The sequence below is a fragment of the Streptomyces sp. NPDC058401 genome, assembly GCF_042722885.1.
Classification (GTDB): Bacteria; Actinomycetota; Actinomycetes; order Streptomycetales; family Streptomycetaceae; genus Streptomyces.
Genome location: NZ_JBHXKA010000001.1, coordinates 198,805 through 217,904, shown reverse-complemented (window position 1 = coordinate 217,904; position 19,100 = coordinate 198,805). Strand labels below are relative to the sequence as shown.

The 19,100-nt window shown below is 70.8% G+C and carries 18 protein-coding genes; 4 read left to right on the top strand and 14 right to left on the bottom strand.

Translation table 11 applies throughout. The features are described from left to right. Positions 1–130: 130 nt before the first annotated feature. From ACFWNV_RS00770 to ACFWNV_RS00760, 3 genes are all read right to left on the bottom strand, one after another. Complete coding sequence (locus ACFWNV_RS00770; protein WP_383938294.1) at positions 131–3,358, bottom strand: amino acid adenylation domain-containing protein; 3,228 nt, start codon at positions 3,356–3,358, stop codon at positions 131–133. A gap of 91 nt (positions 3,359–3,449) precedes the next feature. After that, positions 3,450–3,806 carry a hypothetical protein gene (locus tag ACFWNV_RS00765; protein ID WP_383938291.1) on the bottom strand — a complete coding sequence of 119 codons (357 nt, stop codon included), beginning with the start codon at positions 3,804–3,806 and terminating at the stop codon, positions 3,450–3,452. 7 nt (positions 3,807–3,813) lie between these two features. After that, the gene (locus ACFWNV_RS00760) at positions 3,814–3,978 is read right to left on the bottom strand and encodes a hypothetical protein (protein WP_383938289.1); all 165 of its coding nucleotides are present in this window, start codon (positions 3,976–3,978) and stop codon (positions 3,814–3,816) included. 306 nt (positions 3,979–4,284) lie between these two features. Here ACFWNV_RS00760 and ACFWNV_RS00755 point away from each other — a divergent pair, with 306 nt between their 5' ends. Beyond that, positions 4,285–5,256 (top strand): LuxR C-terminal-related transcriptional regulator, encoded by a 972-nt coding sequence (locus ACFWNV_RS00755; RefSeq protein WP_383938286.1) that lies wholly within the window; start codon positions 4,285–4,287, stop codon positions 5,254–5,256. Between the two features lie 39 nt (positions 5,257–5,295). Here ACFWNV_RS00755 and ACFWNV_RS00750 read toward each other — a convergent pair whose 3' ends face one another. The 3 genes from ACFWNV_RS00750 to ACFWNV_RS00740 form a co-directional block, all read right to left on the bottom strand. Next, a complete protein-coding gene (locus ACFWNV_RS00750) occupies positions 5,296–5,517 on the bottom strand; it encodes a hypothetical protein (protein WP_383938284.1) in 222 nt (73 codons plus the stop codon). 210 nt (positions 5,518–5,727) lie between these two features. Continuing rightward, the gene (locus ACFWNV_RS00745) at positions 5,728–7,062 is read right to left on the bottom strand and encodes a class I SAM-dependent RNA methyltransferase (RefSeq protein ID WP_383938280.1); all 1,335 of its coding nucleotides are present in this window, start codon (positions 7,060–7,062) and stop codon (positions 5,728–5,730) included. A gap of 127 nt (positions 7,063–7,189) precedes the next feature. Continuing rightward, complete coding sequence (locus ACFWNV_RS00740; protein WP_383938277.1) at positions 7,190–9,244, bottom strand: APC family permease; 2,055 nt, start codon at positions 9,242–9,244, stop codon at positions 7,190–7,192. A gap of 241 nt (positions 9,245–9,485) precedes the next feature. Between ACFWNV_RS00740 and ACFWNV_RS00735 the strand changes: the two genes are divergently transcribed. Together ACFWNV_RS00735 and ACFWNV_RS00730 are read left to right on the top strand one after the other, a co-directional pair. Further along, entirely contained in the window at positions 9,486–10,154 is a 669-nt protein-coding gene (locus ACFWNV_RS00735) for a TrkA family potassium uptake protein (RefSeq protein WP_266886130.1), read from the top strand. Then, complete coding sequence (locus tag ACFWNV_RS00730) at positions 10,151–10,813, top strand: potassium channel family protein (protein WP_383938273.1); 663 nt, start codon at positions 10,151–10,153, stop codon at positions 10,811–10,813. Before ACFWNV_RS00735 ends, ACFWNV_RS00730 begins: the two co-directional genes overlap by 4 nt. Before the next feature lie 129 nt (positions 10,814–10,942). Here ACFWNV_RS00730 and ACFWNV_RS00725 read toward each other — a convergent pair whose 3' ends face one another. From ACFWNV_RS00725 to ACFWNV_RS00695, 7 genes are all read right to left on the bottom strand, one after another. Next, the gene (locus tag ACFWNV_RS00725; RefSeq protein WP_383938270.1) at positions 10,943–11,710 is read right to left on the bottom strand and encodes a DUF3159 domain-containing protein; all 768 of its coding nucleotides are present in this window, start codon (positions 11,708–11,710) and stop codon (positions 10,943–10,945) included. Between the two features lie 2 nt (positions 11,711–11,712). After that, entirely contained in the window at positions 11,713–12,141 is a 429-nt protein-coding gene (locus ACFWNV_RS00720) for an OB-fold nucleic acid binding domain-containing protein (protein WP_112451269.1), read from the bottom strand. Positions 12,142–12,165: 24 nt separating this feature from the next. Next, the gene (locus ACFWNV_RS00715) at positions 12,166–12,852 is read right to left on the bottom strand and encodes a response regulator (protein ID WP_383938266.1); all 687 of its coding nucleotides are present in this window, start codon (positions 12,850–12,852) and stop codon (positions 12,166–12,168) included. Further along, a complete protein-coding gene (locus ACFWNV_RS00710; protein WP_383938263.1) occupies positions 12,849–15,527 on the bottom strand; it encodes a DUF4118 domain-containing protein in 2,679 nt (892 codons plus the stop codon). The genes ACFWNV_RS00715 and ACFWNV_RS00710 overlap by 4 nt, the downstream gene beginning before the upstream one ends. Positions 15,528–15,717: 190 nt before the next feature. Then, positions 15,718–16,509 (bottom strand): DUF3710 domain-containing protein, encoded by a 792-nt coding sequence (locus tag ACFWNV_RS00705; RefSeq protein ID WP_383938260.1) that lies wholly within the window; start codon positions 16,507–16,509, stop codon positions 15,718–15,720. 1 nt (position 16,510) lies between these two features. Further along, positions 16,511–17,044 (bottom strand): dUTP diphosphatase, encoded by a 534-nt coding sequence (dut, locus tag ACFWNV_RS00700; RefSeq protein WP_266903881.1) that lies wholly within the window; start codon positions 17,042–17,044, stop codon positions 16,511–16,513. Beyond that, positions 17,044–17,628 (bottom strand): PaaI family thioesterase, encoded by a 585-nt coding sequence (locus ACFWNV_RS00695; protein WP_383938256.1) that lies wholly within the window; start codon positions 17,626–17,628, stop codon positions 17,044–17,046. Before ACFWNV_RS00695 ends, dut begins: the two co-directional genes overlap by 1 nt. 58 nt (positions 17,629–17,686) lie before the next feature. On the opposite strand from ACFWNV_RS00695, the gene ACFWNV_RS00690 reads away from it, so the two are divergent. Continuing rightward, positions 17,687–18,148 carry a DUF3093 domain-containing protein gene (locus tag ACFWNV_RS00690; protein WP_383938253.1) on the top strand — a complete coding sequence of 154 codons (462 nt, stop codon included), beginning with the start codon at positions 17,687–17,689 and terminating at the stop codon, positions 18,146–18,148. Positions 18,149–18,160: 12 nt separating this feature from the next. On the opposite strand, the gene ACFWNV_RS00685 is transcribed toward ACFWNV_RS00690, so the two are convergent. Beyond that, positions 18,161–19,093, bottom strand: coding sequence for a hypothetical protein (locus tag ACFWNV_RS00685; protein WP_383938250.1), 933 nt, complete (start codon positions 19,091–19,093; stop codon positions 18,161–18,163). Positions 19,094–19,100: the final 7 nt, after the last annotated feature.

Genomic DNA, 19,100 nt, shown 5'->3' with positions numbered 1-19,100 from the left:
GTTGTGTCCGTCCTCGCCGCTCTCGTTCGGAGATAGGCGTTCAGACGGTCGCCTTCACGTTGCATCACGCGTTCCCTGCCGTCGCGGTCCATGTCCGGCTGCTCATGTCCAGCTGCTCCCGTCCATCTGCTCACTCGGCCAGGAGCCGGGCCACGTCTTCTTCGGTCATCTGCTCGATGGCCTTCTCCAGTTCCTCGGGAGACAGGCCGGCGAGCCGGGAGCGTTCGACCTCCAGGGCCATGCTCTGCACGCTCGAATCCGCGAAGAAGGCGGCCAGCGAGATCTCGGTGGCGAAGATCTTCTTGATCTTGGACACCAGCTGGGCGGCCTGCAGGCTGGTCCCGCCCAGATCGAAGAAGCTGAGGTTCTTCGCGAAGTCGCTGCGCCCGAGGATCGGCTCGAACGCCTTGGTCATCATCTGGCGTTCGACGTCGGTGAGGCCCTCCGTCGGCTCCGCCTCGACCGCGGAACCGACGTTGGGCAGGGCCCGCTCGTCGATCTTTCCGCTCGCGTTGACCGGCAGCTCGTCGAGCAGTACGAAGGTGCTCGGCACCATCGTGGACACGAGGTGGCGGCGGCAGTGGTCCCGCAGCGCCCCCTCGGACACCTCGCCGGCTCCCCCGGTCGCGCAGTACGCGACCACCCTCTTGTGGTCCTGGTCCTGCTGGACCCGCACGTACACGTTGCGCACTCCGCGGGCGGTGCGCAGGACGCTCTCGATCTCGCCGATCTCGATCCGCACGCCGTTGATCTTGACCTGCTTGTCGGCCCGTCCGACGTACACCAGGCGGCCGTCGCCGGTGTGCCGTGCCAGGTCACCGGTCAGGTAGAGGCGCGCCGAGGGGTCGTCGGCGAACGGGTCCGGGACGAACCGCCGCTGGTTGTCCTCGTCGCGGTTCCAGTAGCCGGAGGTCAGTCCGACCCCGCCGATGGCCAGCTGTCCGATGACCCCCTGCGGCACCGGAACGTGTCGGTCGTCCAGCACGTAGGCGACGTGGTTGTCCATCGGCCGGCCGATGGGCAGGGCGCCCGGCGACAGCGGCTCCGTCAGCTCTTCGACGATGCTGGTGACGGTGCACTCGGTGACCCCGTACCCGTTGAAGATGCGCCGGCCGCTGCCCCACGCCCGTACGAGCTCGTGGGAGAAGGCCTCACCGCCCACGAACACGATGCGCAGGTCGCTGAGCGGAGCCGGGTCGAGCAGCTTCATGACCGACGGCGGCAGGTCGGTCACCGTGATGCGGTGCTCCTCCAGGAACCGCTGGACGCCCGCCATGTCGAGCCGCAGTGCGGACGGTACGAGGTGGAGCGACGCACCGGTCAGCAGGGCGCCGAACATCTCGAAGACGGAGACGTCGAACCCGCAGGAGGCGTATCCGAGGAAGCGGTCCTGCTCGGTGAGTTCGAACAGCGTCCGGACGTTCCGTACGAACCCCAGGATGCTGTCGTGGCCGATGAGCACGCCCTTGGGCGTACCGGTGCTTCCCGAGGTGTACATCAGGTACGCGGTCGCCCGCTCGCCGGGGACCGCCTCGGGCGCGTCGGCGGGATCCGGGAGGTCCGCCGGCAGCCGGAACTCCAGCGCGGGGGCTACTCCGGCCGTCGTCTCGTCGCAGACCACCCGCTGCACCGCGGCGTTCTCGATGATCGATTCGATGCGGCCCGGCGGGTTCATCGCGTCGACCGGCACGTAGACGGCGCCCAGCGCCATCAGGGCCAGGACGGTGGCGGGGAAATCGGCCGACGGTGCGAGCGCGACTCCCACCCGGTCGCCGGCGCCGACCCCGTTGGCCGCCAGGTGGCCGCGGATCGCCTGTGCGCGCCGCCGCAGTTCGCCGTAGGTCAGCGTCCCCTCGGGAGTGCTGACGGCCACGCGCTGCGCGTGCTGGTCCGCGACCCGGGAGAAGTGCGTGAAGACGTTGCCCGTGGGCGTCGGCGCTTCGCTTCCCCTGCCCCAACGGGCCTGCGCGGCCAGGGAGTCCTCGTCGTGGGCCCACGACTGCCGGATGCTGGCGGCCGGCATGGAGACCGCCCGGCGCAGGATCCCCACGAACACCCGCTGCATGGTCGCGATGGTCGCCGCGTCGAAGATGTCGGTGTTGAACGCGGTGTGGATCTCCAGGTCCGCGCCCTTTTTCGTGACCGTCCAGGACTGGAAGAACTTCGCCTGCGTGGTGTCCTGTTCGCGCTCGACAGCGGTGATCCCGTCGAGCCGGAGCGGCTCGGCCCACTCGTTCATCGTCAGCGTGTACTGGAACAGGGTGGAGCGCGAGGATTCGCGCTTCGCTCCGGCGCTGGCGATGATCTCTTCGAGCGGCAGCTGTCCGTGCGCCTGGCCCTCGCGGAAGCGTCGCTGGACTCCCGCGAGGGATTCCCGGAACGTCGCGTCGGGGTCGATCTCGCAGCGGAGCGGCAGCATGTTGATGAAGAAGCCGAGGGTGCGTTCGCATTCGACTTCGCCGCGGTTGGCCGTGGGCATGCCGAAGATGACTTCCCCGGAACCCGAATACCGGCGGTAGAGACTGGCCATCGCGGTGGCGTAGACCGTGATCGGCGTGGTCGAAAGGGCGGACGCGAGCTCATTGACCTGCGCCGCGAGGCCGGGCCAGTTGCTCACCTCCGCGGAACCCGAGTACGTGACCTCGGGCGGGAGCGGACGGTCGCCGGGTACGTCCATGACGTCGACGCCGCGGAGGGTCTCGGACCAGTAGTCCACGCTCTCCTGCCACGCCCCCGCGCCCATGCGCTTGCGCTGCCACTCGCTGAAGTCGGCGAACTGGACCGTGGGTTCCACGACCTTGGGCGTGGTGCCGGCGCGCCGCGCGTTGTACTCCTCCTCGAGTTCCTCGAAGAAGATCGAGGTCGAGACCCCGTCGAAAATGATGTGGTGGACGACGAAGCCGAAGTAGTGGAGGTCGTCGCGAACCGTGACGAGGGTGGCGCGCCACAGCGGAAACTCCGTCAGCGCGAAACCGGTCCCGGAGAGTTCCGTCATGATCCGGTCGGCTTCGGCCTCGGATCCCGCGGTCGTCCTCTCGATCCTGACCTCGGGGTCCTCGACGACGCCCTGGAAGTACTCGTCGTTCTCCACGAGCACATGGGTGCGCAGCGCCTCGTGGCGGCCGACGATGCTCGTGAAGGCACCGGTCAGGGCCTCGACGTCGAGTTCGCCTTCCAGACGGAACAGGAAGGGGACGTTGTAGGTCGACGTGCCGGCCTGCAATTGGTCGACGAACCACAGGGTGTTCTGCGAATAGGAGAGGGCGACGTTGTTGCGGTCCTGACGAGGACGCGGCCCTTCAGTCACCTTGGCGCGTGCGCGCGCCAGCATTCCTGCAAGCGACTGCTTCTTGTCCATAGCGGTACGATCGTGCGCTGAACTCACACAAAACCCCCCTTGAAGTCAGTTGGCGAAGACAAACGATTGGTTCTGCGCTATTGGTTCTGCGCTATTGGTTCTGCGGCGTCGGGGCGGTGCAGGAACGGAGTCCCGCAACGCGGAGCAGGCCCATCGGCTCGTCGGGCGGCAGATAACGGCGCTGCATCAGCGCGGAAGCCGCATGGCAGCGGTGCAGCAGCGAACTGGCGCGGTGCACGGCGCTGCGGGATCCGGGAGCGGCGCAGTCGTGGGTGAGCAGGTACATCAGGAGGTCGACACGGTCCTGCTCGGAACGGCCGGACGCGTGCTCGAGACCGTCCCCGGGCGTCGCGTGAGCCCACAGGGTGCCGAGCGCCTCGGACATCTCGCTCGTCGTGTCGTCAGGGGCTCTGGTGCGACGGCGCAAGCTGGCGTAGACGATGTCCATCCGGGGGTCAGCCGCCCCAGGTTCCGGTCCCGGCCGGATCGTCCACCAGTACGACCACGGGCGGGTTCGCGGGGGTGGATTCGGCCGCGACCGCGGCGGAGGGAAGGAGCGTGGCGACGCCCAGCACAAGGGCGACGACCGCGATGGCCTGGGCTGTACGAGTACGGATCATGGCGATCGGCCCTTTCGGCTGTTGTCGGCAGGCGTTGACCAGCTTTGCCGCAGATCAACGCCCCCGGAAGCCTTTGCCGGGGTCCTGAACAGGGCCTATCCGGTTCAGGACATGAGAGGGAGCCACGATTCCGAAATATCGGACTTACTCACACACTGGCCGCATGTAAGTCCCTGACCTGGCCAAATGCGTTCACAAAACTTGCCCGGTCCGGTCGCCGACTGGAACCATGGCGTCCAGCGAGGGGCCCGGAGGGCGGCGTCACGGAAGCCTGCGGGCAGCGTCACGGAGGGGGACCGCAGGGCCATGCTGCAAGCACTCGGATTGAGCACCGACGCCACTGACGTCTACCAGGCCATGCTCGACCACCCCGGCCACGGCGTCGACCAGCTCGCCGAGGTGTGCGGCCTGACCCCGTCGCTCGTCCACGAGTGCCTCGGCGAGCTCGGGGACCTGATGCTGGTCCGCGCCTCCAGCGAACACCCGGGGCAGATGCGCGCCGTCGATCCCGATGTCGGCCTGGCCGACATCGTGGCGCGCCAGGAGGCCGACCTCGCCGCCCGTCAGGCCGATCTGGCCGCCTCGCGCGCGGCGGTCACCCGCATGCTCGCCGACCGTGTCCAGTACCGCTCCACCCACGGCGAGCGCCTGCTCGGCATGGACGCCATCCAGAACCGGCTCGAACGCCTCTGCCACGCCGCCCACACCGAGATCGTCGGCGTCCAGCCGGGCATCCAGAGCGCCGACGACCTCGACGCCGGACGCGAGCACGACCTCGCCGCCCTCGCCCGCGGCGTGTCCATGCGCAGCCTCTTCCAGGAGCTCGCCCGCCGCCACGCCCACATCGCCGACTACGGCTGTACGCTGCTGCGCCACGGCGGGGAGGTCCGCACCGCTCCGACCATCCCCCAGCGCATGGTCGTCGTCGACCGCACCCACGCCCTGGTGCCGATCGACCCCGCCGACAACCGCAAGGGCGCGCTGCACGTCACCGAGCCCGGCATCGTCTCCGCCCTGCTCGAACTCTTCGAGCAGGCCTGGACCACCGCGGTCCCCCTCGGCACCACCCGCCCCGACGACCCGCAGGACGGCCTCACCGACCACGAACGCGAACTCCTGCGCCTGCTCGGCACCGGCCTCACCGACGAGGCGGCCGGCCAGCGCCTGGGCCTCACCGACCGCACCATCCGCCGCCAGGTCGCCTCGATCATGGAACGCCTGGGCGCCTCCAGCCGCTTCGAAGCCGGCACCAAGGCCGCCCAACGCGGCTGGCTCTGACCACCCGGCAGCTCGCGCCCCGACCGCTCCAAGGATCGCTCAGCGGTCGTAACTCTTGAGCGTCTTCGCAGCACCGGTAGCGGACTTCAGGTAGTCGTTCTCCTCCTGAATCCCCTTGTACTTCCAGGCGAGGACCCCGATGGTCGTGGCGGCCAGAACCCCGGCGCCGGCCTTGGCCACGACCTTCGCCTTGCCGGCCACGACCTTCGCCTTGCCGAACCTGCCCTCGGCCGGCCCGGCATCGTCCTTGCCGACGGTCACGTGGCCCGTCTGCCGCGAATGCTCTTGAGCCTCGTCGAGCCGGTCGCTCCGAAACGAGCACGATCCGCATTGGTACAACGTCATCAGCCGGTCCTCTCCCCAAGGGAGACGAGCCTGCCACAGGCCACGTACGCCCGGTGGCTACTTGGCCATCGCCAGTGCGCCGAGGGCCGGAGAGAGGACTCCGGCCCACCGCCACCCGCCCGCAGCTCAGGCGTCCTTCGCGACCCGCTCCAGGATCGCCACGCACTCGACGTGGTGCGTCATCGGGAAGAGGTCGAAGGCGCGCAGGGTGCGGACCTTGTAGCCGGCCTCCTGGAAGTAGGCCAGGTCGCGGGCGAGGGCTGCCGGGTCGCAGGCCACGTAGGCGATGCGGCGCGGGGTGAGGCCGGCTACCTGGCGGACCGTCTGCTTGCCTGCGCCCGCGCGGGGCGGGTCCAGGACGACCAGGTCGCATTCGGTGATGCCGGTCTTCGGGAGGATCTGCTCGACCTTGCCCTGCTCGATGCGGACGCGGGGGAAGTCGGTCAGGTTGTGCCGGGCGTCCTCGACCGCGCGCTTCGTCGACTCGATGCCGAGGACGGCGCCCGTCTCGCCGAGGCGCTCCGCCAGGGCGCCCGCGAAGATGCCGACGCCGCAGTAGAGGTCGAGGGCCATCTCGCCCTTGCGCGGCATCAGGCCCTGCATGACCGCCTTGATCAGGGTGTCGGCGGCCTGGGGGTGGACCTGCCAGAAGCCGCCCATGCCGACGCGGTACGTACGGCCGTCCGCGCGCTCGCGCACGAAGGGGCGGCCGTGGACGCGGTGGACTCCGCCGTCCTTCTCCTCGACGCGCAGGACCGAGACGGGCTTGTCCAGCTCCACGAGCGGGAGGCGGCCGCCGGGGCGGGGGGTCAGGACGACCTGGCGGTCGCCCGAGCCGGTCGCGGCGATGGCCTCGACGGTGGCCATCTGGGGCCAGTCCTGCTGCTCGATGCCGAGCTCGGTGACGCCCGGAGCCGCGATCATGCAGTGGTCGACCGGCTGGATGTCGTGCGAGCGGTGCTTGCGCAGGCCCGCGACGCCGTCCGCGTCGATCGCGTACTGCACGCGGGTGCGCCACTGCGGGACCTGCCCGGCGGGCACCTTGTCGCCCTCGGCCGGCATGACCGTACCGTCCCAGCCGGCCTGCTCCGGGGTGAGTCCGGCGAGCCGCAGCAGCTGCTCGGCGACGACCTCGCCCTTGAGGCGGCGCTGGGCGCCCGGCTTGGCGTGCTGCCAGTCGCAGCCGCCGCACTTGTCCGGTCCGGCGTACGGGCACGGGGCCTCGACGCGGTCCTTGGAGGGGTCGAGGACGGTCACGGCGTCGGCGCGCAGGAAGCGGGAGTCGGTGTCGCCCTCCGTCACGCGCGCGACGATCTTCTCGCCGGGCAGGGTGTGCCGGACGAACAGGACGCGGCCCTCGGCGGTCCGGGCGATGCAGTGCCCGCCGTGCGCGACGGGGCCGACCTCGACCTCGTACTCCTCCCCGACCAGTGACTGCTTCTCGTTCTGCTCGCTCGTCATGGTGGGGAGACTCCAAGGAGATGTGGATCAGAAGATCAGAATCGAAACGGAACGGCCGGACGACCGACCCACCAGTTTACGTGGATCTCGTCCGGCCGTTCGCCACCCCGACTCAGGGGGTGCGGGGCTACTTCCCCGCCGTGTCCTTCGGACGCGGACGCGGGGTGTCGACCGGCCCGCGGCGCACCGCGCCCGGGGCGCTCCACTCCGCGCGCTTCTTGGCCCGCTTCTTCGCCAGCTCCGAGGACTCCAGCTGGTAGGGCACCGAGGTGACCATCACACCGGGGGTGAAGAGCAGGCGGCCCTTGAGGCGCAGCGCGCTCTGGTTGTGCAGGAGGTGTTCGTACCAGCGGCCGACGACGTACTCGGGGATGTAGACGCTGACGGCGTCGCGCGGGTTCTCGCTGCGCAGTCCCTTGACGTACTCGACGACCGGGCGGGTGATCTCGCGGTACGGGGAGTCGAGGATCTTGAGCGGGACGTTGATGCCGCGCCGCTCCCACTCCTCGCGCAGGGCCTTGGTCTCGACCGGGTCGACGCTGATGCTGAGCGCCTCCAGCCGGTCCGAGCGGGTCAGCTTGGCGAAGGCCAGGGCCCGCAGGGTGGGCTTGTGGACCTTGGAGACCAGGACGATGGAGTGGACCCGCGAGGGGCGCACGCTGTCGTCGCTGGGGCCTTCGGCGGCGGCGATCTCGCTCGCGACCCGGTCGTAGTGCTTGCGGATCGCGGTCATCGTTCCGTAGAAGATGACCATGCCGAGCAGGGCGACCCAGGCGCCGTGGGTGAACTTGGTGGCCAGGACGACCACCAGCACCATGCCGGTGAAGAAGGCGCCGAAGGTGTTGATCGCCCGGGACCGGTGCATCCGGCGGCGGGCCGCCGGATCGCGCTCGGCGCGCAGGTGGCGGTTCCAGTGCCGGACCATACCGATCTGGCTCAGCGTGAAGGAGACGAAGACGCCGACGATGTAGAGCTGGATCAGCTTCGTCGAGTCGGCGTCGTAGATCCACACGAGCAGCATCGCGGCGCCGGCGAGGAGCACGATGCCGTTGGAGAAGGCGAGCCGGTCGCCGCGGGTGTGCAGCTGGCGCGGCAGGTAGCGGTCCTGGGCGAGGATCGAGCCGAGCAGCGGGAAGCCGTTGTACGCGGTGTTCGCGGCGAGGAAGAGGACCAGTGCGGTGGCCGCGGCGAGCACGATGAAGAGGAAGCTGCCGTTGCCGAAGACGGCCTCGGCGACCTGCGAGATGACCGGGTGCTGGACGAAGCCGGAACCGACCGGGGTGCCGTTCTCCAGCAGGTCCACGGCGGGGTTCTCGGCCATCTTGACGTCGGTCGCCATGGCCAGGCCGATGATCCCGCAGAACATGGTGACGGCCAGCAGGCCCATGAGGGCGAGGGTGGTGGCCGCGTTCTTGCTCTTGGGCTTGCGGAAGGCGGGTACGCCGTTGCTGATGGCCTCGACGCCGGTGAGCGCGGCGCAGCCGGAGGAGAAGGCCCGCAGCAGCAGGAAGACCAGTGCGAAGCCGGCCAGCCCCTGGTGCTCGGGTTTGATCTCCAGGGCGGCCGTGGGGGCCTCCATGGTGTCGCCCATGACGATGCCGCGCCAGGCGCCCCACCCGATCATGACGAAAACGGCGCCCACGAAGACATAGGTCGGGATGGCGAAGAGCTTCCCGGATTCCTTCATGCCCCGCAGATTCATCAGCGTGAGCAGCACGATCATGATCATCGCGCTGAGCACTTTGTGCTCGATGACGAAATCGACGGCGGAGCCGAGGTTCTCGACCCCGGAGGAGATCGACACGGCGACCGTGAGGACGTAGTCGACGAGCAGGGCGCTCGCGACGGTGAGACCGGCCTTGGGCCCGAGGTTGGTGTTGGCGACCTCGTAGTCACCGCCGCCGCTGGGGTAGGCGTGGACGTTCTGCCGGTAGGAGGCGACCACGGTGAACATCAGCACGACGACCGCGACGGCGATCCAGGGGCTGAAGTGGTACGCCGACACGCCGGCGATCGACAGGACCAGCAGAACCTCGCCGGGGGCATATGCCACCGAGGAGAGCGGGTCGGACGCGAACACGGGGAGGGCGATCCGCTTGGGAAGGAGGGTTTCCCCGAGGCGGTCGCTGCGGAGCGCCCGGCCGATCAGGATCCGTTTGGGCACGTCGGTCAGTTTGGACACGCAGAGGATCGTAAGCGTTCGAAATCAGCCTGACGAACCCCCCACCCCTACAGGACGTGAAGTCCCACCTCATCCAGGGCACAGGAGCCCCGCATCCAGGGCAAAGGGGCGCTGCCGACCGTGCAAAGGGGCACACTGGTGACCGCCCGTGTGTAGCTTGGGCCATGGTCTGAGACCCTGTTAAGCCAGAGCAGCAATGAGGCTGGAACCCAGCGAGCCGCTGACAGCCGGAAGGACGGCCGTGCACATCGTCATTATGGGCTGCGGAAGAGTGGGCTCCGCCCTCGCGCAGACCCTGGAACAGCAGGGGCATACGGTCGCGGTCATCGACCAGGACCCCACCGCATTCCGCCGGCTGGGAGCCGGATTCGGCGGCCGTCGCGTCACCGGAGTCGGCTTCGACCAGGACACGCTGCGTGAGGCCGGCATCGAGGAGGCGGGCGCCTTCGCCGCGGTGAGCAGTGGTGACAATTCCAACATCATCGCCGCCCGGGTGGCCCGTGAGATGTTCGGCGTCGAGAACGTCGCCGCCCGCATCTACGACCCCAAGCGCGCCGAGGTCTACCAGCGCCTGGGCATCCCCACCGTCGCCACCGTGCGCTGGACGGCCGACCAGATGCTCCGCCGGCTGCTGCCTTCGGGCGCCGAGCCGCTGTGGCGCGACCCGAGCGGCGGTGTCCAGCTCGCGGAGGTGCACACCTCCACCGCCTGGATCGGCCAGAAGGTCAGCCGGCTCCAGGAGGAGACCGGTGTCCGCGTCGCCTTCCTCACCCGGCTGGGCGAGGCCATGCTGCCGACCTCGGCGACCGTCCTGCAGGAGGGCGACCTCGTCCACGTGATGATGCGCACGGACGAGATCGACAAGGTGGAGGCGTCCTTCGCCGAGGGTCCTGAGGAGGCACACGCATGAGGGTCGCGATCGCCGGAGCCGGCGCGGTGGGGCGTTCCATCGCGGCCGAGCTCCTGGAGAACGGCCACGAGGTGCTCCTCGTGGACAAGGCCCCGACCGCCATCTCGGTGGAGCGGGTGCCGCAGGCCGAGTGGCTGCTGGCCGACGCCTGCGAGATCACCTCGCTCGACGAGGCGGCGCTCCAGCGCTGCAACGTGGTCATCGCCGCGACCGGCGACGACAAGGTGAACCTGGTCGTCTCCCTCCTCGCCAAGACCGAGTACGGGGTGCCCCGGGTCGTGGCGCGGGTGAACAACCCGAAGAACGAGTGGCTCTTCAACGAGTCCTGGGGCGTGGACGTGGCCGTTTCCACGCCGCGCCTGATGTCGGCGCTGGTCGAGGAAGCCGTCAGCGTCGGCGACCTGGTCCGGCTGCTGCGCTTCAGCCACGGCGACGCCAACCTCGTCGAGCTGACCCTGCCCGCCGACTCCCAGGTCGCGGGCAAGCAGATCAGCGAGATCACCTGGCCCGAGGACACCTCGCTGGTCACGATCATCCGCGGCAACCGGGTCCTGACCCCGCACGGCGAGGAGACCCTGGAGCCGGGCGACGAGCTCCTCTTCGTGGCCGCCCAGGCCCGCGAGGAGCAGCTGGAGGACCTCCTCCAGGCCGCGGACTGACCTGCGGTCCCGCCGAACCGCCGAAGGGGCGGCTGACCACCACGGTCAGCCGCCCCTTCGCACATCCCTGCTACGAGGCTGCGCCGCCGCCACCCCGCGCGGCGAGCCGCGCACGCAGCGGCGTACCGCTCAGGCCCCGGGGCCCCCCGCGGCCTTGGCGGCCTTCGCGGCGGCCTTGGCGGCCTTCTCCGCGGCCTCCTCCGCCTCCCACTCCTCGATCACGTTGATCGGCGGCGGCGCTTGCGCCAGGAAGAGCCAGGTGAAGTACACCGCGAGGACCATCGGCGGCAGCTTGAGCGCGATCAGCACCCAGCCGAGCTGCGTCGCGTCGCCCCACCAGTACAGCGGGAAGAGGATCGCGTACTTCGCGAGGAAGATCAGGCCCCAGGCCAGGCTGGCCTTGACGTACGCCTTCTTGCGCCCGGGGTTGCGCGTGCGCCAGGAGAGGTTCTCCTTGAAGACCGGCCCCAGGATCACCCCGAGCAGCGGGAAGCCCACGAGCGCGGAGAGCGTGAAGGCCACGCCGAGACCGGCGCCGTAGATCATGCCGGGCAGGTAGAAGCCCTTCGCGCTGCCCGTGAACAGGGCGAAGGCCACGCCCACGCCCACGCCGAAGACCCCGCTGAAGGCGTGCTTGACGGTGTCCTTGCGCAGCAGCCGCACGATCACCAGCAGGACCGCGACCGCGCCCGCCGCGATGGCGGACAGCTTCACGTCCTTGTTGATCGTGTAGATCATGACGAAGAGCAGGCCGGGGAGCATCGTCTCCACGGTGCCCCGGATGCCGCCGAAGGCGTCGAAGAGGGCGGCCTGCGTGACGGCCTTCTGGTCCGCCGTCGGTTCCGCGGCGGGATCCGTCCCAGGTGTGGGCGTGGTCGGTTTGTCGAGTGACGTCACCGTCAGTGCTCCTGTCCGAGCGGTCGGAGTTCGTACTTCGGGTTGAAGAGCACCCGACGGCCGTGGCTCATCGAGATCCGCCCGGAGGCGATCATGCGACGGCCGGGTTCGATTCCCACGATCGAGCGACGTCCCAGCCAGACGACGTCCAGCGCGGCCGAGCCGTCGAACAGCTCGGCCTCCAGGGCGGGGACGCCCGCGCGCGGCCGCAGGGTGACGGTCCGCAGGGTCCCGGTCACCTTCACTATCTGACGGTCGTGGCAGTCGCAGATCCGCGTGCACCCCGCGGCTTCTGCGTCCTCCTGCAGCTCCGCCGAATGCAGCTCCTCCTGCGAGGTGGACAGCCGCTCTATCATCCGGCGGAACCGGCCCGCCGGCCTGGCGGGCTTCGCCGGCTTCGCGGGCTTCTCGGGACGCGGTTCAGCACTCATACAGGAAGCGTACCGGCGCCCCCACTACCTCTCGAAGCGGTATCCCATGCCCGGTTCGGTGATGAAGTGCCGCGGGTGCGAGGGGTCGGCCTCCAGCTTGCGCCGCAGCTGGGCCATGTAGACCCGCAGGTAGTTGGTCTCGGTCCCGTACGAGGGCCCCCAGACCTCCTGGAGGAGCTGCTTCTGACTGACCAGTTTGCCGCCGTTGCGGACCAGCACCTCCAGCAGGTGCCACTCGGTGGGCGTGAGCCGTACGTCGCGTCCGGCGCGCACCGCCTTCTTCGCCGCGAGGTCCACCGTGAAGGTGTCGGTCTCGACGACCACCTCGTCCTCGCCGGCCCCGGCGCCCGGTTCCGCCCGCCGGACGGCGGCGCGCAGCCTGGCCAGCAGCTCGTCCATGCCGAAGGGCTTGGTGACGTAGTCGTCGGCGCCCGCGTCCAGGGCCTCGACCTTCTCGTCGGAGCTGTGCCGGGCGGAGAGCACCAGGATCGGGACCCGGGTCCAGCCGCGCAGCCCCTTGATCACCTCGACCCCGTCCATGTCGGGCAGGCCGAGGTCGAGGACGACCACGTCGGGGTGGCGGGCGGCCGCCAGTTCCAGGGCGCTCGCCCCGTCGGCGGCCGCGTCGACCTCGTACTTGCGTGCCTTCAGGTTGATCACGAGGGCCCGGACGATCTGGGGTTCGTCGTCCACCACGAGCACCCGGGTCATTGAGGTCCTGCCTTCTGTCGCGTCTGTCGTACCTGTTGTGTCCGTCGTATCGGATCGAGATCGGGATCCACCGGGTCCGCCCCGCCCGGTTCCGGTCCCCCGGCCCCGGCCGCTCCGCCGGGTGCGCTGCGCCCCTCGCCGTCCACGCTCACGGGGAGCTGCGGCCGCCCGCCGGTCACCGCCCGCAGCGTGAGCACCATCGTGAGCCCGCCCCCGGGGGTGTCCTCGGCCTCCAGGGTGCCGTCCATGGCCTCGGCGAAGCCGCGCGCGACGGCCAGTCCGAGCCCGACCCCGGCGCCGCGCGGCGCGTCGCCGTGCCGCTGGAAGGGGGCGAAGATCCGGTCCTTGGCCTCGTCGGGCACGCCCGGCCCGCGGTCCACGACCCGTACCTCGACCCGGTCGCCGAGGAAGCTGGCCGCCACCAGCACCTGTTCCTCCGGCGGGCTGTACTTCACCGCGTTCTCCACCACGTTGGCCACGGTCCGCTCCAGCAGCCCGGGGTCCACGGCCACCATGGGCAGGGTCTCCGGGACGTCCAGCAGCACGCTGCCCTCGGGTACGCCGCCCAGTGCCATCGGGACCACCTCGTCGAGGTCGATCTCGCGGATCAGCGGGGTGACGGTGCCGGTCTGGAGCCGGGACATGTCGAGCAGGTTCCCCACGAGGTGGTCGAGCCGGTCGGCGCCGTCCTCGATGCCCTCCAGGAGCTCGGCCCGGTCCTCCTCGGACCATTCCACGTCGTCGGAGCGCAGGGAGCTCACGGAGGCCTTGATGGAGGCCAGGGGCGTCCGCAGGTCGTGGCTGACGGCGGCCAGCAGCGCGGTCCGGATCCGGTTGCCCTCCGCCATCCGGCGGGCCTCCTCCGCCTCTCCGACCAGCCGCTGCCGGTCGAGCACGACCGCGGCCTGGGCGGCGAAGGCGCCGAGCACGCGGCGGTCCTCGGCGGGCAGCACCCGCCCGGACAGGGCCAGCGCCATGTGGTCGCCGATCGGCATGTCCACGTCGGCGTCCTCGGGGCGGGCGACCGGGTTGGGGCCGACGCTGCCGGCCGGGCGCCAGGGCTCGACGTCGCTCTCGCGCTCCAGCAGGGCCACCGATTCCATGGCGAAGGTCTCGCGCACCCGTTCCAGCAGCGCGTCCAGGGTGGTCTCGCCGCGCAGCACGCTGCCGGCGAGGAAGGAGAGGATCTCGGACTCGGCGCGCAGCCTGGCGGCCTGGTGGGTGCGGCGGGCGGCGGCGTCGACGACGGAGGCCACGGAGCCCGCGACGCCGAAGAAGACGGCGATGGCGACGATGTTCTTGGGGTCCGAGATGGTGAAGCGGTGCAGGGGCGGGGCGAAGTAGTAGTTCAGCAGCAGGGAGCCGACGGCGGCGGAGGCCAGCGCCGGCCAGAGCCCGCCGAGCAGGGCCGCGCCGACGGTCAGGGCCAGGAACAGCAGCATCTCGTTGGCGAGGCCGGGGTCGTTGTCGATGTGCGTCAGCAGGGTCGCCAGCGCCAGCGGCAGGGCCACCCCGACCGCCCAGCCGGCCAGCAGCCGGGTCCGGCCGAGCCGGGCCGCCGAGCGGGCCACGGGCCGCAGGCCGCGGCCCTTGGCCACCTCCTCGTGGGTGACGATGTGCACGTCGAGGTCGGGGCCCGAGTCACGGGCGACGGTGGCGCCGACTCCGGGGCCGAAGACGTACCGCCAGGAGCGGTGGCGGCTGGAGCCGAGCACGATCTGGGTGGCGTTGACCCCGCGGGCGAATTCGAGGAGCGCCTCGGGGACGTTGTCGCCGATGACGTGGTGAAACGTTCCGCCGAGGTCCTCGACCAGCGTCCGCTGGACCGCGAGCTCCTTGGGCGAGGCCGCCGTAAGCCCGTCGCTGCGGGCGATGTAGACGGCCAGGATCTCGCTGCCGGATCCCTTGGCCGCCACCCTGGAGGCGCGCCGGATCAGGGTGCGCCCCTCGGGTCCCCCGGTGAGGCCCACGACGATCCGCTCGCGCGCCTGCCAGGTGGAGCGGATGTTGTGCTCGCCCCGGTACTGCTGGAGGTACTCGTCGGCCCGGTCGGCGACCCAGAGCAGCGCGAGCTCGCGCAGCGCGGTCAGGTTCCCGGGGCGGAAGTAGTTGGACAGGGCCGCGTCGACCTTGTCGGACTTGTAGATGTTGCCGTGCGCCATGCGGCGGCGCAAGGCCTGCGGGGACATGTCGACCAGCTCGATCTGGTCGGCGCGGCGCACCACCTCGTCGGGGACGGTCTCCCGCTGCCGCACGCCGGTGATCGACTCGACCACGTCGCCCAGGGATTCCAGGTGCTGGATGTTGACGGTGGAGATCACGTCGATCCCGGCCCGCAGCAGCTCCTCGACGTCCTGCCAGCGCTTGGCGTTGCGCGAGCCCGGCACGTTGGTGTGCGCCAGTTCGTCCACCAGGGCTATGGCGGGCTTGCGGGCCAGCAGGGAGTCCACGTCCATCTCGGTGAAGGCGGCGCCCCGGTAGACGAGCTCCTTGCGCTCCACCTGTTCCAGGCCGTGCAGCATGACCTCGGTGCGCGGCCGCCCGTGGTGCTCGACGAAGCCCACGACGCAGTCGGTGCCGCGCTCGACCCGGCGGTGGCCCTCCGAGAGCATGGCGTACGTCTTGCCCACTCCGGGGGCCGAGCCGAGATAGATCCTGAGCTTGCCGCGTCCCATGGGGCCATTCTCCGGGACGTCCGCCCCGTTCACGCGCCGATGGGGCGCTGCGGGCCGATCCCTGACGGTTCCCTGACACCCCCGGCCGGGACGGCCTCCACGGCCCGTAGGGCCCGTACGGGCCCGGACACGGCCGTGGGCCGCACCCCCGGAGGGGTGCGGCCCACGGCCGCAAGCGGTCGAGCCGGGGTCAGCGGACCTCGGTGATCTCCGGGCCGCGCTCCAGCTGGCCCATGCCACCGCCGAAGCGGGAGCCTTCCTGGTCCGCGGCCTCGTCGGTCTGCACGCCGTCCGGCACCATCTGCGCGTCGTTCGGCAGCTTCAGGACGATCGGGTCGCGCGGGGCCATCGGGCCCTCGCCGCGGACCACGACGGTGTCCAGGAAGATCCGTTCCAGCACACCGGCCGACTCGGGACGCACCGCGCCCTGGCCGGAGATGACACCGCGCAGGAACCAGCGCGGGCCGTCCACCCCGACGAAGCGGACCAGCTGGGCGCCGGTCTGCCCGTCCGGGAGCGGTACGGGGACCTGCGCGCGCAGCTCCCAGCCCAGCGGACCCTCGACCTCGTCGATGATGCCGCCCTGCTTGGTGATGCCCTCGGCGATCTCCTCGCGGACCTCGCCCCAGATGCCTTCCTTGCGGGGCGCGGCGAAGGCCTGCAGCTGCACGGCGCTGTCGCCGAGCACCACGGTCGCGGCGACGATCGCGTCTCCGGCCACCTCGACGCGCAGCTCCATGCCCTCGACACCCGGTACGAGGATGCCGCCGAGGTCGACCCGGCCCTCCTCGGGGTTGCCGGGGACCTCCGAGAGGTCCCACGGGCCGTCGGGACGCGGGGCCGGCGGCAGGTTCACCCTGCGCGGCTGGACCGCGTCGGTCTCCTCCGTGCCGTCCTGCTCATCGGCACCGACGCCGTCGACGACCTGCTCGGCCGCGCCGCCGTCCTTGACGGAGTCGTTCTTCTTGCGACGTCCGAACACGTCACTGTCCTTCCCGGTCGGATACGACCGAAGCGTAGCCATTCCCACCCTGCTGACCAGCGCCGGATCCGGCCACGGCCGCATGACCACCGGTGGAGCCGAAACCCCCCTCGGCCCGCGCCGAGTCGGGAAGCTGCGCCACCTCGCGGAAGCGCACCTGCTCGACTCGCTGGACAACCAGCTGGGCAATGCGGTCGAAACGCTCGAACCTGACGCTCTCGCGCGGGTCGAGGTTGACCACGATCACCTTGATCTCCCCACGGTACCCGGCATCCACCGTCCCGGGGGCATTCACGAGTGCGAGCCCGCAGCGGGCGGCCAGGCCCGAGCGGGGGTGCACGAACGCGGCGTACCCCTCGGGCAGCGCGATGGAGATCCCGGTGGGCAGGACCGCCCGCTCCCCCGGCTCCAGCTCCGCGGCCACGGTGGTGACCAGATCGCAGCCGGCGTCGCCGGGGTGCCCGTAGGCCGGAATCGGCACCTCCGGGTCGACGCGCCGGATGGCCACGTCCACGCCGGTGTTGTTCTCAGACATCAGGGGTTCACCTCGAAGGCGCGTGCGCGCCTGACCTGGTCCGGGTCGGCCATCGCCGCCCGGATCTCCTCGGGCCGTCCGTTGTCGATGAAGTGGTCGACCTTCACCTCGATGAAGAGGGCGTCGGCGCGCAGCGCGACCGGGCCCTGCGGTCCGCCTATTCGGCCGACCGCGCTGGAGTAGATCTTCCGGCCGGCGACGGCGGTGACCTCGGCCTCGAGGTACAGCACGGTGTCCACCGGTACGGGCCGGACGAAGTCCGTCTCCAGTCGGCCGGTCACCGCGATGACGCGCAGCAGCCAGTTCAGGGAGCCCAGGGTCTCGTCGAGCGCCGTGGCGAGGACGCCGCCGTGCGCGAGGCCGGGCGCACCCTGGTGGGCGGGCTTGACGGTGAACTCCGCGGTGACGCGCACACCCTCGCCCGCGCGGGCCTCCAGGTGGAGTCCGTGCGGCTGTCCGTGGCCGCAGCCGAAGCAGTGCTCGTAGTGCGCGCCGAGGAGTTCGCCGGGGGCCGGGGCATCGGGGTGCCGCACCGGCGCCGTGGCGTCGGCGGGGGGCGTCAACGCTGTGTTTCGTCCACTCACAGCCGCAGACCTTACCCGCGCGGCTACCCGCCGGTCGCCTCGTGGCAGGCTTGGCCGCATGCAGCTCTCCCCCGCGCACCACGACGAACGCCTGACAGCCCCCCGTTCCTGGTGGGCCATCGCCGCCCTCACCGGTCTGGCCTGCGCGCTGATGCTGCTCCCGCTGGGCACGCTGCCGCTGCTGGCGGGGCTGGTCGGGGGCACCGCGCTGACGGGGCTGGCGGTGAGTTCGTACGGTTCCCAGCGGGTGCGCGTGGTGGGCGGCGCGCTGGCCGCCGGGGAGGCCCGGATCCCGGTGACGGCGCTCGGCGACCCGGAGGCGCTGGACGCCGAGGAGGCGCGCGCCTGGCGCACGTACAAGGCCGACACCCGCGCCTTCATGCTGATGCGCAGCTACGTGCCGACGGCGGTGCGCGTCGAGGTCACCGACCCGGCCGACCCGACCCCGTACGTCTACGTCTCCACCCGCGAGCCGCAGGCCCTGGTCGCGGCCATCCGCGCGGCGCAGGGCCGGGACTGACCCCGGTCGGGCTCAGTCCTTGGGCTCGATGGCCCGCGGGTCGAACGTCCGGCCCTCGACTGCGGCCCTGGCCGCCTCGGGAAGGGCTTCGGCGGGCCGCTCCAGGGGCGGGAGCTGCGGCAGCGCGTTCCAGGGCACGGCACGGGCCCGCAGGTCCGTACGCACCTTCTCGGCGAGTTTTCGGGTGTCCCGGCGGTTCATGACCGCTCCTACCGCGGCGCCGACCATGAACGGCATCAGGTTGGGCAGGTTGCGGAACATCCGCTTCATGATCTGCTGGCGCAGTTCGCGCTTCATCTGGCCGCCGAGCGCCGCGTTCAGCGTGGTCGGCTTGGTCAGGTCGACCCCGCGCTCCTCCGTCCACGACGTGAGGTAGGCGACGCTGCGCTCCTTGAGGTTGCCGGGCGGTCGCAGGCCGTAGACCTCGTGGAGTTCGGCGATGAGCTTCAGCTCGATCGCGGCGACCCCGGTGATCTCGGCGGCCAGCTCGGCCGGCATGGCGGGGGGCACCGGCAGCATGGCGGCGGCGCCGATCCCGGCGCCGACCGTGGAGGTGGCGTTGGCGGCGCCCGAGATCAGCTTGTCGGCCAGCTGATCGGGCCCGAGGCCCGGGAACTGCGCGCGCAGGGTCGCGAGGTCCCGAACCGGAACGCGCGGTGCGTTCTCGATGACTCGGTCGGTGAGGTAAAGGGCGGCGGCCCTGGCACTTTCGCCGCCCTTGCGCACACCGTTCTTGACGGCTTGCAGCCGACGGACCCCGGAGCGCTTCCGGGGCCCCTCGCCGGCCTCGGAGGCCGACGGCACCGCCTCGGCGGTGTCGGGGAGCACGGCGGGTACGCCGGGGGCTCCAGGGCCCGTTGCCAGGCCCTCGGTTCCCTCGTGCGTCTCCGCCGGATCACCAGCTTTTCGGAAGCGGCGCTTCCGAAATGGTGTCGAGCCAGTCACGGCCGAC